Below are 13352 nucleotides of genomic sequence, written 5' to 3' on the forward strand. Positions count from 1 at the left end.
GTTCGCGCCGAACGTGAGCTTTCGTTCGAATTCCGGCCGGATTTTCGAGCACAAGTTCACGCTCGGGAATGGAACCGACCGGGTGCTGCTGCCGTCGTAGGTGAGTGGAGTGGCCCTTCCTCGGCACCGAGGCCCTCGCGGCCGGCACGGTCAACAGGTATCAGTTGGCCACTCGATACGACGCGCTGTTTCGCAACGTATACGTGCCGAGAGGACAGGCGGTCACGGCCGCCGACAAGGCGGTCGGCGCGTGGCTCTGGTCGGGCAGACGTGGCACTGCTGCGGGCCTGTCGGCCGCCGCGCTGCACGGTGCCAAGTGGATCGACGCGACACTGCCCGCCGAGCTCAATCAATCCAGTCGGCACAAGACCACAGGCATCCGCCTGCACAGCGACGCCCTGGCCGACGATGAGATCTGCCAGGCCCGCGGCGTTCCGGCGACCACGCCCGCCCGGACGGCCTTCGACCTCGGCCGCCGGAAGGGCTTGACGACCGCTGTCGTCCGCATCGATGCGCTGAGGCAGGCGACCCGGCTCACCGCCCGCGACGTCGGAGCACTCGCCGAACGTCATCGTGGTGCCCGCGGCGTCGTGCAGTTGCGCGAGGCACTGGCTCTATCGGACGCCGGAGCCGAGTCACCGCAGGAGACACGCACGCGCCTGGTGCTCGCTGCCGCCGGGCTTCGGCCGACCCACACACAGATCGAGGTCTTCGACCACTACGAGTTCGTGGGTCGTGTCGACATGGGCTACCTCAGGTGGAAGGTCGGCGTCGAGTACGACGGGCCGCAACACTGGACGGACCCGTCCATCCGCGACCGCGACCTCGAGCGGCGGGCCAGACTCTCGTCACTGGGCTGGCGCATGATCCATGTCAATGCAGAGATGCTGCGGTACCGGCCAGCGGTCATCATCGGCCGGACCGAGGCGGCGCTACGGGACGCGGGCGCCGCCGTGTGCCGAACGTGAGCTTGTGATCGCGATCCGACGAGAATCTCGAACACAAGCTCACACTCAGCGTCTGACCACCGCGGTCTTCGTCGCGAGGTCCTGCAGACCGCGCAGGTCGCTGTCGGTGAACAGGGCCGGGATGATCAGCGTGATCAGCAGCCCGCGCACCGCGGCTCGGCCCGCACCGACGTGCAGGCGGCCGTCGACGGGCACCACCTGCAGGCCGAGGGCGTACTGGCCGGGCGTGAAGCCGAACAGGCGCACGGACAACACACCGAGCACGAACCAGACCAGCAGCACGGCGGTGGACAGCATGGCGAGCGACACCCAGCCGAACGCCATGGCCAGCCCGGCCAGCCCGTAGGCGATCAGCCAGTCGACGATCAGTGCGGCGATCCGGCGGCCGAAGCGGGCGAGTGATCCGGGGCCGCGTTCGGGCATGCCCAGCCGGTGGCCGGGATAGTCATTGGGCCTCTCACCGGGGGCGCTGCCCTGCGAGCGGTCCGGGCCGGACAGCCACGATCCGAGGCGGGAACCGGGGTCGCGGGCCATGATGTCAGCATAGGCTCGCCCCTGACACGCGCCGCGAGGCCGCCGGCCGTCGCGAGTGCGCGGTGTGATTGCGTAACTTCGGCGCAACATGCGGTTGATGACCGTGCAACATCGTGTCCCTAGCGTCAACGCGCGGGTTACCAGTGAAGGAGAGAACCTAGTGGCAGAAACTACGCCCGACGACATCTTCAAGACCATCAAGGACGAGGGTGTCGAGTACGTCGACATCCGGTTCTGCGATCTTCCCGGCGTCGTCCAGCACTTCTCGATCCCGGCGTCGGCATTCGACGGAAGCGTTTTCGAAGACGGGCTGGCGTTCGACGGTTCCTCGGTGCGTGGCTTCCAGTCCATTCACGAATCGGACATGATGCTGCTGCCCGATCCCGAGACCGCGCGCATCGACCCGTTCCGCGCCGCCAAGACGCTGAACATGAACTTCTTCGTGCACGATCCGTTCACCCGTGAGGCCTACTCCCGCGATCCGCGCAACGTGGCCCGCAAGGCGGAGAACTACCTGGCCAGCACCGGCATCGCCGACACCTGCTTCTTCGGCGCCGAGGCGGAGTTCTACATCTTCGACTCGGTCAGCTTCGATTCGCGGATCAACGGCACCTTCTACGAGGTCGACTCCGAGTCGGGCTGGTGGAACACCGGTGAGCCCCTCGAGGCGGACGGCAGCCCCAACCGCGGATACAAGGTGCGGCCCAAGGGCGGCTACTTCCCCGTGGCGCCGTACGACCACTACGTCGACCTGCGCGACCAGATGGCCACCAACCTGCAGAACGCCGGATTCGTGCTGGAGCGCGGTCACCACGAGGTGGGCACCGCCGGCCAGGCCGAGATCAACTACAAGTTCAACACGCTGCTGCACGCGGCCGATGACGTGCTGCTGTTCAAGTACATCATCAAGAACACCGCGTGGCAGGGCGGCAAGACCGTGACGTTCATGCCCAAGCCGCTGTTCGGTGACAACGGCTCCGGTATGCACGCCCACCAGTCGCTGTGGAAGGACGGCCAGCCGCTGTTCCACGACGAGTCGGGCTACGCCGGCCTGTCGGACCTGGCCCGCCACTACATCGGCGGCATCCTGCACCACGCGCCGTCGCTGCTGGCGTTCACCAACCCGACGGTGAACTCCTACAAGCGCCTGGTGCCGGGCTACGAGGCGCCGATCAACCTGGTGTACAGCCAGCGCAACCGCTCGGCGTGTGTGCGTATCCCGATCACCGGCAACAACCCGAAGGCCAAGCGCCTCGAGTTCCGTTGCCCGGACAGCTCGGGCAACCCGTACCTGGCGTTCGCGGCGATGCTGATGGCCGGCATCGACGGCATCAAGCGCAAGCTGGAGCCGCAGGCCCCGATCGACAAGGACCTCTACGAGCTGCCGCCGGACGAGGCCGCCAGCATCCCGCAGGCGCCGACGTCGCTGTCGGCGGTGATCGACCGGCTCGAGGAGGATCACGAATACCTCACCGAGGGTGGCGTGTTCACCGAGGACCTGATCGAGACCTGGATCTCCTACAAGCGGGAGAACGAGATCATGCCGGTGCAGATCCGTCCGCACCCGTACGAGTTCGCGCTGTACTACGACGTGTAGATCCTCGCGTCAGGAAGGGCCGGGTGGTTCCCCAGTGTGGGGGCCACCCGGCCCTTTCGCATGGACGCGGAAGGATGGGGGCATGCGAGTACTGGTGCAGCGTGTGTCGTCGGCGAGCGTCGAGGTCGACGGCGAGGTGGTCGGTGAGATCGCGCCGGCCGGGCAGGGGCTGTTGGCACTGGTCGGCGTGACGCACGACGACGACGAGGACAAGGCGCGCCGGATGGCCGAGAAGCTCTGGCAGCTGCGGATACTCGACGAGGAGCGGTCGGCGTCGGACGTCGGTGCCCCGATCCTGGTGGTCAGTCAGTTCACGCTGTACGCCAACACGGTCAAGGGCAGGCGGCCGAGCTGGAACCTGGCGGCCCCGAGGCCGGTCGCCGAACCGCTGGTCTCGGTTTTGGCCGCCGAGCTGCAGGCGCTCGGGGCCGAGGTGGCGACCGGAGTTTTCGGTGCGGACATGAAAGTGCAACTGGTGAACGACGGCCCGGTAACAGTCATGTTGGAGCTGTGAGAAAGCTGACCGCCTCGGCGTAGGGTTCTCCCATGACGACCAATCTCGATTCACGACTTGCGAGCTACTCCTCCCCTCTACTGAGCGTCTTCCGCATCGTCTTCGGTCTCATGTTCACGTTGCACGGCGCGATCAAGCTGTTCGGCTGGCCGCTGGGCACGGCGATACCGGTCGGCACCTGGCCCGGATGGTGGGCCGGGCTCATCGAGCTGGTGACCGGTCTGCTGATCCTCGTCGGGTTCTTCACCCGCATCGCCGCGTTCATCGCCGCGGGTGAGATGGCGGTCGCCTACTTCTGGGCGCATTGGCCGCCGCTCGACGGCCCGGCGAAGAGCTTCTGGCCCTTCGACGCGCAGATCGGCGGCAACGGCGGCGAGCCGGCCCTGCTGTACTGCTTCGGCTTCCTGGCGATCGCCGGGCTCGGTGCCGGCGCCTGGTCGGTCGATGCGCGCAGGCGCGTCGGCGGCGGCTCCGGTGTGCGACGTGGGCGCGTGGTGACCGGCACCGCCGCACCCGCAGGCACCCCGGCGGCAGCGCCCGTGCGGCGCGGCGGCCTGCTGAGCCGCTTCCGCCGTAACCGGTACTGACTAATAGGTTGGTCGGCGCGTCGGCTAAGTCACCGTCACGAACGAGAATGCGGTCACCGTGTTTCCCTTGTTGTTCGTGACGTACAGCTGGTTGCCGTCAGGACTGATGCCGATGAAGCTCGCATCTTGATCCTGTAACGACCCTGAAGGACTCGGGTTGTACACGATGCCCTGGACGTCGGGTGTCGTCGGGTCGAGGTCGATCAACGAATTGGTCGCTGTGTCGATCACCTTCACGGTGCCGTCGCCGGTGCTGATCACGTAAGCCAAGCTGCGGTCCGGGCTGTAGACGATGTTGTAAGGCAGCTTCCCCACAGCGAGACGATCCAGTTCCGGAGTGTTGGGGTCGAGATCGACGATTGTCGGATTATCGGGGTCGCTCTCGATGTCGACGACCGTCACAAAGCCGGGAGGCGGCGGCGAATTCGGGACCCGGGGGTCGTAGCCCTCGAGATCCAACGTCGGCACATACAGGGTGCTGCCGTCGCTGGACGCGTAGCCACCGAACTGACCCAGCGGGATCGGGTCACCCACCACTGTGTTGGTCGCGGTGTCGATGACGATCAGCTCGCCGTCATAGCCGAGTTCGATGCCCTCGTCGGTCGGAGTCTGCGTGCTGACGTCTCGCACGATGTAGAGGCGACTGCCATCGGCATTGAGCGCCCCGCTGATCGGGAACGCGTAGGTGCCCACTCCCGTCTCGCTGTCCCTCGATTGCACGAGCAGCGGAATCCCCTGCACCTCATCGATGTCTGGATTCAGGTCGAGCGTTTCGTTGTACGTGGGGCTGGTCTCGTCGGTGTCGATGACGTAGACGTTCCCATCGCGTTGTTGGTTGATCACGTAGATGCGCTTCTCGTCCGGGCTCACCACCGTGAAGAAGGCGCCGTTCGGCAGATTGATCGCATCGACATCGTTTTCGTTGTCGTCCGGATCCGCGTCGACGATCGTGTTGTCATCGGTGTCGATGATGGTGATCGTGCTCGGCGTGGAGGCTGCCGTGATCGACGAGTTGACCACGTAGAGACGGTCGTCGATGAGGCCGGCGAAGGCCGGATTGATGCCGACCGGGATGGTCTCGACCACCTTGTTGAATTCAGCGGCGTTGGTGGGGTCCGCGCCGATGACCGTCACCGTGCTGGGTATCGAATTGCTCGCGCCACCCTGTGGATCCAATTTGGAATTCAGGATGTAGGCGTATTTCTCGGTCACGATCACTCCTGCCGGCTTACTGCCGACGGGTATCGCTTGTTCGTTGATCACGAACTGTCCCGCCGGAGGTGTCGGCAGCTGCAGCGCCTGGTCCGGCGGATCCTCGGCTTCGATCGCCGCAAAGCTGGCCGACCGCATCGCGAACGTCTGCGTCGTCGGCTGGTTGGTCACCTGAAGTTTGAGATCGTCTGTGGTGTCCAATCCGAGGCCAGCACGCAGTTGACCGGCCTGCGTGGGCATGAGCTCGGCCTTGTACTCACCCGTCACCGGATCGTACGACTCGTTGACGACTCGCCAATATTTCGGCTCGAAGCCGGGCGCGGCTCTGACGTCGGCGACCGTGTCCGCGTCGTACTGCAGCACGGTGTCGTAGATGCCGCTGTCATCGGGGCGCTTCGTCGGCGGAATCACGACGTCGGGTGGCGGAGGCAGTGCGCCGTCGCTAGCGGCAATGGTGATCACCACGGAATCGGTGTGGCCGCTACGTGGACTGAACAAGCCGAGGAGACCGTGAACATGCGGGCTCGTGGCGTCGCTGACGGTGACCGTGACCGTATCGCTGCCGTCCCAGCCGGCGGGGTTGCCGACGGCATACGTGAAAGTGCCGTCCTGGTTGTCGAGCACAGTGCCTTCTCCCGCACCGCTTCCGGTGAGGGTGTACGCCAGGTCGTCGCCGTCGGGATCCGAACCGGCAGGTGTGATCGTGAAGGTGCCGTCTCCGTTGTCGACGACGCCGACGTCACTGGTGGTGATCTCGGGTGTCCGGTTGAACACCGCCTTTCCGAACGGTGTCTCCTGCACTTGCCGGCGCACCCACGCGAGCACGCCCCACAGGACCGGATTCTGCGGCGCCGGTTGGCCCGGTACACCGGCGCCGAGGAACGGGGCCAACGCGGCTGACAGCACGCGCGTCACCACACTCAGTGGCGCTCGGACCGGTGCGGAGATCCGCTGCTGCTCAACGAAGGTGATCTCGCTGACGATCGAAGCCTGCTGCTGCGGCCCCGCAGCGGATTCGAGGCCGGCGGTGACTGATTCGGGCACGCGCTGTATCGCGCCGTCCAGGGCCGTCGCCGTTGGCCGGTTCTCGGTGATCGCGGCGCTCACGCGGCGGGAGAACACCTGTGGCCCCGGTGTTCTGGTCACAGATTGCGTCGCCGCGGAGGCGGGCAGCGCCGCTTCGGAAGGAGTCGTCGCCGAGCCGTTCGCCGCCGAACTCTGCGGAGCACCTGATCCATCGACCGGCTCGGACGGGTCGGGCGCCACCGGCTTGGTGCGGGTCGGCCGCACCCCGAGGCGCTGCGTCGAGGTGATCGCCTCACCGGAACTCTTCGCCGCGTCCGTGACGATCTTTCGCACTGCGTCCGTTGCACGCTCGATGCGCTTCTCGATGCGCTTCTCGATCGCGTCGCGCTTCTCCTTCGCCGAGGTCGGCGTGTCATCCTGGCTCTCGTCCGACGTGTCGGTCTCGCTCTTCGACGAGGCCGCGGGTCCCGAGTCGGTCGACGTCGACGTCTCATCCGCCCACGCGACACCGGGAGTGCTGGCCACCGCGGCCCCGACGCCGAGCGCAACGGCGAGCGCACCGACCCGGCCGACGTACCTGGCGTACATCGTCGGTGATGCGGTGTACCCGGTAGTGCGTCGCTTTTCGGCGTCCACGGTGCTCCCCTCAGTCGCCTTCGGGCTTTGCGGACGCACCGGTTGGTGTTCTCAGCTTGCTCTCAGGATCAGACGGAGCGTACGGCGTCGACGCCGCCGCACCTAGCCCTTACGGGCAGCTCCCGGACCGTGTCTTCGTGTTGTCAATGACTTTGCCGCCATCGACGAGCGACACGCCCGGCGAAAGTCCTGCTGAGGACTATCGCGGCGTCGACCTGACTGATGGTGAACCGCCAACTATTCGATTCACGGGCAGAAAGCCGAGGTCAAGATCGTTCTTCCGCCAGCTGGAGATCGCGCGAGCAACATCCGGTTCGCGCGCCGCGCGGACCATGCCGAGATATTCGGTGACAGCGTTGCACCGTTGCTGGCGCGATCGATGGCGAAGGACTAGCTAGCAGTCCAGCCCGAGGTCCTTGCGGAACCGCTTCATTCCGTCGACCTTCTCGGCGAGTGACGCCTGCGGGCCGGCGTAGAACATCCACGGCATCGTGACGATCCCGGTGATGCCCGCGGCCTCGGCCCGCGCGTAGTGCTCGGGGGTGAACGCGTCGGTGAGCGGGGTCAGGACGGTGAAGCCGTCCATCGACAACCCGTTGTCCGCGCGCAGCGCACGTAGCTTGTCCACCGAGGCGATGGCGCGATCGGTCGAGATGAGGTCACCGATCCAGCCGTCGTGCCGGGCCGCCCGCCGCAGCGCGATGTCACTCAGTCCCCCGACATAGATCGGGATGTGAGGCGGTGTCGGTTCCATCTCCAGCCGTGGCGCCGAATAGAACTCACCGGTGAATTCGTTCCACCCCGGCTGCCACAAAGTCCGAAACAGCTCGAGCATCTCGTCGGTGCGCCTGCCGCGCCGGTCGAACCGCTGCCCCATCAGCGTGAACTCTTCTTCGCACCAGCCCACCCCGACACCGAGTTCCACCCGCCCGTCGGCCAGATAGGCCGCCGTACCGATCGCCTTGGCCGCCGAATACGGATCCCGCATCGCCGGGATGTAGACCGTCGTGACGAAGCGCAGTCGTTCGGTGACCGACGCCAGCGCGCCCACCAGCACCCACGGGTCCGGCCAGTGGGTGAACGGCTTCCACCGCCTGCTGCCGTCGTGGGTGTAGGGGTACGGCGTCTTCAGCGTCTCCAGGTTCACGACGTGGTCGGGGATCCCCATGCCGTCATAGCCCAGATCATCGGCAGCCCGGGCGATCTCGATGATCTCGCGAGACTCCAGGAACGCCGAGCTGACGTAGAACCTCACCCGGCTTCCCGCGCCCAGGCCGGCATGATGAACACCCCTTCGGCCTCGACGGTCACGCCCTCGGCGTCACGCAGTTCGCCGCGGGCATAGGTCTTGAACCCGTCCACCCGGTCGACCCACGCCTCGGCACGCAGTGCCCCCAGCGGTGTGCCACGCAAATACTTCAACGTGATCGTCCCGGTGAACAAGGGTTTGGTCAGGCCGTCGCTGGCCACCTCGCCGAGGATCTGGTCCAGCACCAGCGCGCAGACGCCGCCGTGCACCCACCCCGGCGGCCCCTCGTACGGCGCGCCCAACGAGAACTCGCTCCAGCAGCGTCCGTCCGCGTCCTGCTCGATCATCAGTGGCGGCGCCATCGCATTGCGGATGCCGACCACCGGATTCGCCCACACCACCGGGCGTCCCGTGTCGGCGTGCCGCATCCTCGGCGTCTGGTCGCGTTCCCGCTCTTCGAGCATCGCACTCACCGCGTCGATCGCCCGGCGTGCCTCGACGACGGTGTCGTCGTCCACCCCGGTGCGGATGCTCGCCTCGATGAGTCGGCGCACCGACTGTGTCAGCGGCTCGTGCAGTGCACGCAGCCGGTCGTGCTCCTCCGCACTCATCGACTCGAAGAAGAAATCCACGTCAACCTCCGAACACGTTGCGCACCACGGTCTTCGCGCGACGTGTCACGCGCAGATAGTTGTCGAGGAACTCGCCGCCGTCGTCGTTGTCCCAGCCGGCGGCCAGCGCCACCGCGTTGAGCTGCCTGCCCGGCCCCGGCAGCTGGTCGGTGGCCTTGCCGCGCACCAGCACCAGCGCGTTGCGGGCCCGCGTCGCGGTCAACCACGCCTGCCGGAGCAGGTCGATGTCCCCTTCGGCGATCAGCTCCGCGGCGCCGATCGCGTTCAGCGAGTCCAGCGTCGAGGTGTTGTGCAGCGCCGGGATGCGGTGGGCGTACCGCAGCTGCAGCAGCTGCACCGTCCACTCGATGTCGGCGAGCCCGCCGCGGCCGAGCTTGGTGTGGGTGTTGGGATCGGCGCCGCGCGGCAACCGCTCGGCGTCCACCCGCGCCTTGATCCGCCGGATCTCCTGCACCGTCGCGGCCGATACGCCGTCGGCGGGATAGCGGATCGCGTCGATCATCAACAGGAATTGTTCGCCGAGTTCGAGGTCACCGGCCACCCGATGCGCACGCAGCAGCGCCTGAACCTCCCACGGCTGCGCGTATTTCGTGTAATACGCGGTGTAGGAGGCCAGTGTGCGCACCAGCGGCCCGTTGCGGCCCTCGGGCCGCAGCCCCAGGTCGACCTCGAGCGGCGGGTCGGCACTCGGTGTCCCGAGCAGCGTCCGGACCTGCTCGGCGATGTTCACCGACCACTTCACCGCGACGGATTCCTCCACCCCGGCGTGCGGCTCGCAGACGAACATCACGTCCGCGTCCGACCCGTAGCCCAGCTCGTGACCGCCGAGCCGGCCCATCCCGATCACCGCGAGCCGCGCGGGCGCTCCGCCGTCCGGTGTGTTCGCCCGGATCACCGCCTCCAGCGCCGCCTGCAGCACCGCCACCCACAGCGCCGTCAGCGCCTTGCACACCTCGGTCACCTCGAGCATGCCCAGCAGGTCGGCCGACGCGATCCGCGCCAGTTCGCGCCGGCGCAGTGTGCGCGCGGCGGCGATAGCGCGCACCGGGTCCTGATGCCGGCCCGCCGAGGCGATGAGCGCCTTGGCCATTCCATCGGGTTCGACGTCGCACAGCTTGGGACCGTTCGGGCCGTCCGCGTACAGCCGGATCACCTCGGGCGCCCGCATGAGCAGTTCGGGAACGTAGGCCGAGACGCCGAGCACCCGCATCAGCCGTTTCGCGACCGCCCCCTCGTCGCGCAGCGTCGACAGGTACCACCGCTCCTCGGCGAGCGACTCGCTGATCCGCCGGTAGGACAGCAGCCCGGCATCCGGATCGGGGGTGTCGGACAGCCAGTCCAGCAGCGTCGGCAGCAGCACCTGCTGCACCCGGGCGCGCCTGGCGCCGCCACCGGTGAGGGCCGCCAGATGGGTCAGCGCGCTCTGCGGCCCCTCGTATCCCAGGGCGGCCAGCCGGCGTTCGGCGGACTTCGTGCTGAGTCCGGCCGAAATGCCCAGTGCGTCTTGGCCGACCGACTCCAGCAGCGGCTGGTAGAACAGCTTCGCGTGCAACCGCGACACCCGCAGGCTCTGTCGCTTGAGTTCCTCGCGCAGCACTCCGAGAGCGTCGTGCTGGCCGTCGGGCCGGATGTGGGCCGCCCGCGCCAGCCAGCGCATCGCCTCGTCGTCGCCGGACTCGGGCAGCATGTGGGTGCGCTTGAGCCGTTGCAGCTGGAGCCGGTGCTCGAGCAGCCTCAGGAATTCGTAGGACGCGGTGAGGTTGGCGGCGTCGTCGCGCCCGACGTAGCCGCCTGAGCCCAGCGCCGCGAGCGCATCCACCGTCGACGCCACGTGCAGGGAGTCGTCGTTGCGGCCGTGCACCAGTTGCAGCAGCTGCACCGCGAACTCGACGTCGCGCAGGCCGCCGGTGCCGAGCTTGAGTTCGCGGGCCCGCACCCCGGCGGGCACCAGTTCCTCCACTCGTCGGCGCATCGCCTGCACCTCGGGGACGAAGTCCTCCCGCTCACACGCGGTCCACACCATCGGCGTCAGCGCCTCGATGTACTCACGGCCGAGCTCGGCGTCGCCCGCGGCGGGCCTGGCCTTCATCAGCGCCTGGAACTCCCAGGTCTTGGCCCAGCGCTGGTAGTAGGTGACGTGCGACTCGAGGGTGCGCACCAGCTGGCCGTGCTTGCCTTCGGGCCGCAGCGCGGCGTCCACCTCGAAGAAGGCGTCCGCGGCGAGCCGCATCATCTCCCCGGCCACCCGGATGGCCAGGGCCGAGGCCTCGTCGGCGACGAAGATGACGTCGACGTCGCTGACGTAATTGAGTTCCCGTGCACCGCATTTGCCCATGGCGATCACCGCCAGCCGCGGCGCGGGCCCGGATCCGCAGGCCGACCGCGTCGCCACGATGAGCGCCGCACCGAGTGCGGCGTCGGCCATGTCGGACAGGTGCTCCCCCACCGCGACGAACGGCAGCACGGGTTCGTTCTCCACCGTCGACGCCAGATCGAGCGCCGCCAGCACCAGCATCTTGTCGCGGTAGAGCTCGCGCAGCGGGGCGGCGGCACTTGTTGTGTCGCTGGTGTTCTCGGCAGCCGCGGCGAACTGGTCGCGCAGCTCCGACACCGAGGGCAGCGCGACCGCACCCGCCAGCAGATGCCAGGTCTGCGGGTGGGCGATCAGGTGGTCACCGAGGGCGAGCGAGGCGCCGAGCACGCCGAACAGTCGTCCGCGCAGACCCTTGTCCTTGAGCAGCGCGCTGTTGAGTTCGGCCCACCGGTCACCCAGCGCGTCGGCCAGCCGGACCATCGCCAGCAGCGCGTTGTCCGCATCGGGGGCCCGCGACAGCGACCACAGGAGTTCGACGTGGGCGTCGGTGGTCCATCCCAGCCGGTCGAGATTCGCCGCCGCCTGTTCCTGCACCAGACCGAGGCGGCCCGGGCTGGGCAGCTTCGGTCGGTCGGTCACGGGTTTGGGCACGCTGTCGACGGTATCGCACCGCCGCCGGCGGCCGGAGGCCGCTAGAGCGACAGGTAGGTCCTCAGCTCATACGGCGTGACGTTGCTGCGGTAGGTCTCCCACTCCGAGCGCTTGTTGCGTAGGAAGTAGTCGAAGACGTGCTCTCCCAACGCTTCCGCGACCAGCTCGGAATTCTCCATCTCGGCGAGCGCGACGCCGAGGCTGGACGGCAGCTCGCGGTAGCCCATGGCGCGGCGTTCCTCCGGCGTCAGACTCCAGACGTTGTCCTCGGCCTGCGGCCCCAGCACGTAGCCCTTCTCGACTCCGCGCAGCCCCGCGGCCAGTAGCACCGCGAAGGTGAGGTACGGGTTGCACGCCGAGTCGGGGCTGCGCACCTCGATGCGCCGCGACGACGCCTTGCGCGGCGTGTACATCGGCACCCGGACCAGTGCGGACCGGTTCGCCGCGCCCCAGGACGCGGCGGTCGGCGCCTCGCCGCCGTGCACCAGCCGCTTGTAGGAGTTCACCCACTGGTTGGTGACGGCGCTGATCTCGGTGGCGTGTTCGAGGATGCCCGCGATGAACGACTTGGCCACGTCGGAGAGTTGCAGCGCGTCGTCAGGGCTGTGGAAGGCGTTGGTGTCGCCCTCGAACAGGCTCATGTGGGTGTGCATGGCCGACCCCGGGTACTCGGCGAACGGCTTGGGCATGAACGACGCACGCACGCCGTCACCGAGCGCCACCTCTTTGACGACGTAGCGGAACGTCATCACGTTGTCGGCCATCGACAGTGCGTCGGCGTAGCGCAGGTCGATCTCCTGCTGTCCGGGCGCGCCCTCGTGGTGGCTGAACTCGACGGAGATGCCCATCTGTTCGAGCGCGTCGATGGCGTGCCTGCGGAAGTTCGGCGCCGAGTCGTGCACCGCCTGGTCGAAGTAGCCGCCGTTGTCCGCGGGCACGGGCGGCGTGCCGTCGTCGGGGCCGGGCTTGAGCAGGAAGAACTCGATCTCCGGATGGACGTAGCAGGAGAACCCGAGGTCACTGGCCTTGGCCAGCTGGCGGCGCAGCACGTGGCGCGAGTCGGCCCACGACGGCGACCCGTCGGGCATCGTGATGTCGCAGAACATCCGCGCCGAGTGGTGTTTCTCGGAGCTGTCGGCCCACGGCAGGATCTGGAAGGTGGACGGATCGGGCCGGGCCACCATGTCGGCTTCCGACACCCGGGCGAAGCCCTCGATCGACGATCCGTCGAAGCCGATGCCCTCCTCGAACGCGCCCTCGAGTTCGGCAGGCGCGATGGCGACGGACTTCAGGTATCCCAGCACGTCCGTGAACCACAGCCGGACGAAGCGGATGTCGCGTTCCTCCAGCGTGCGCAGCACGAATTCCTTCTGGCGATCCATGGTCGCAGCGTAGGTTCCGGCTGTTAAATCTGTGTTACGCCGCTGCTAGA

Annotated in this window: 10 protein-coding genes; 4 read left to right on the plus strand and 6 right to left on the minus strand. The window is 67.6% G+C overall.

Annotation, left to right across the window (positions count from 1 at the left end):
- The first annotated feature begins 104 nt into the window (after window positions 1-104).
- The gene (locus O6P37_RS05895; RefSeq protein ID WP_269893201.1) at window positions 105-968 is read left to right on the plus strand and encodes an endonuclease domain-containing protein; all 864 of its coding nucleotides are present in this window, start codon (window positions 105-107) and stop codon (window positions 966-968) included.
- 45 nt (window positions 969-1013) lie between these two features.
- Here O6P37_RS05895 and O6P37_RS05900 read toward each other — a convergent pair whose 3' ends face one another.
- Complete coding sequence (locus O6P37_RS05900) at window positions 1014-1502, minus strand: RDD family protein (RefSeq protein WP_264015272.1); 489 nt, start codon at window positions 1500-1502, stop codon at window positions 1014-1016.
- Between the two features lie 160 nt (window positions 1503-1662).
- Here O6P37_RS05900 and glnA point away from each other — a divergent pair, with 160 nt between their 5' ends.
- The 3 genes from glnA to O6P37_RS05915 all read left to right on the plus strand — a co-directional run bounded on the left by glnA (window position 1663) and on the right by O6P37_RS05915 (window position 4200).
- Window positions 1663-3099 carry a type I glutamate--ammonia ligase gene (gene glnA / locus O6P37_RS05905; RefSeq protein WP_269893202.1) on the plus strand — a complete coding sequence of 479 codons (1437 nt, stop codon included), beginning with the start codon at window positions 1663-1665 and terminating at the stop codon, window positions 3097-3099.
- 82 nt (window positions 3100-3181) lie between these two features.
- Entirely contained in the window at window positions 3182-3613 is a 432-nt protein-coding gene (dtd, locus tag O6P37_RS05910; protein ID WP_269893203.1) for a D-aminoacyl-tRNA deacylase, read from the plus strand.
- Between the two features lie 32 nt (window positions 3614-3645).
- Window positions 3646-4200 carry a DoxX family protein gene (locus O6P37_RS05915; RefSeq protein ID WP_269893204.1) on the plus strand — a complete coding sequence of 185 codons (555 nt, stop codon included), beginning with the start codon at window positions 3646-3648 and terminating at the stop codon, window positions 4198-4200.
- A gap of 24 nt (window positions 4201-4224) precedes the next feature.
- Here O6P37_RS05915 and O6P37_RS05920 read toward each other — a convergent pair whose 3' ends face one another.
- From O6P37_RS05920 to O6P37_RS05940, 5 genes are all read right to left on the minus strand, one after another.
- Entirely contained in the window at window positions 4225-7074 is a 2850-nt protein-coding gene (locus O6P37_RS05920) for an Ig-like domain-containing protein (RefSeq protein ID WP_269893205.1), read from the minus strand.
- 394 nt (window positions 7075-7468) lie between these two features.
- A complete protein-coding gene (locus tag O6P37_RS05925) occupies window positions 7469-8329 on the minus strand; it encodes a TIGR03619 family F420-dependent LLM class oxidoreductase (RefSeq protein ID WP_269893206.1) in 861 nt (286 codons plus the stop codon).
- Complete coding sequence (locus O6P37_RS05930; RefSeq protein ID WP_269893207.1) at window positions 8326-8955, minus strand: PaaI family thioesterase; 630 nt, start codon at window positions 8953-8955, stop codon at window positions 8326-8328. The genes O6P37_RS05925 and O6P37_RS05930 overlap by 4 nt, the downstream gene beginning before the upstream one ends.
- A 1-nt stretch (window position 8956) precedes the next feature.
- Window positions 8957-11920 (minus strand): bifunctional [glutamine synthetase] adenylyltransferase/[glutamine synthetase]-adenylyl-L-tyrosine phosphorylase, encoded by a 2964-nt coding sequence (locus tag O6P37_RS05935; protein WP_269893208.1) that lies wholly within the window; start codon window positions 11918-11920, stop codon window positions 8957-8959.
- Window positions 11921-11961: 41 nt separating this feature from the next.
- Entirely contained in the window at window positions 11962-13302 is a 1341-nt protein-coding gene (locus O6P37_RS05940) for a glutamine synthetase family protein (protein WP_264015283.1), read from the minus strand.
- Between the last annotated feature and the right edge of the window lie 50 nt (window positions 13303-13352).

Source organism: Mycobacterium hippophais (genome assembly GCF_027529605.1).
Taxonomy (GTDB): Bacteria; Actinomycetota; Actinomycetes; order Mycobacteriales; family Mycobacteriaceae; genus Mycobacterium; species Mycobacterium arseniciresistens.

Coding starts and splice junctions, on each gene's coding strand:
- dtd (WP_269893203.1), top strand. CDS start 3,182: ATGCGAGTACTGGTGCAGCGTGTGTCGTCGGCGAGCGTCGAGGTCGAC.
- O6P37_RS05900 (WP_264015272.1), bottom strand. CDS start 1,502: ATGGCCCGCGACCCCGGTTCCCGCCTCGGATCGTGGCTGTCCGGCCCG.
- O6P37_RS05940 (WP_264015283.1), bottom strand. CDS start 13,302: ATGGATCGCCAGAAGGAATTCGTGCTGCGCACGCTGGAGGAACGCGAC.
- O6P37_RS05915 (WP_269893204.1), top strand. CDS start 3,646: ATGACGACCAATCTCGATTCACGACTTGCGAGCTACTCCTCCCCTCTA.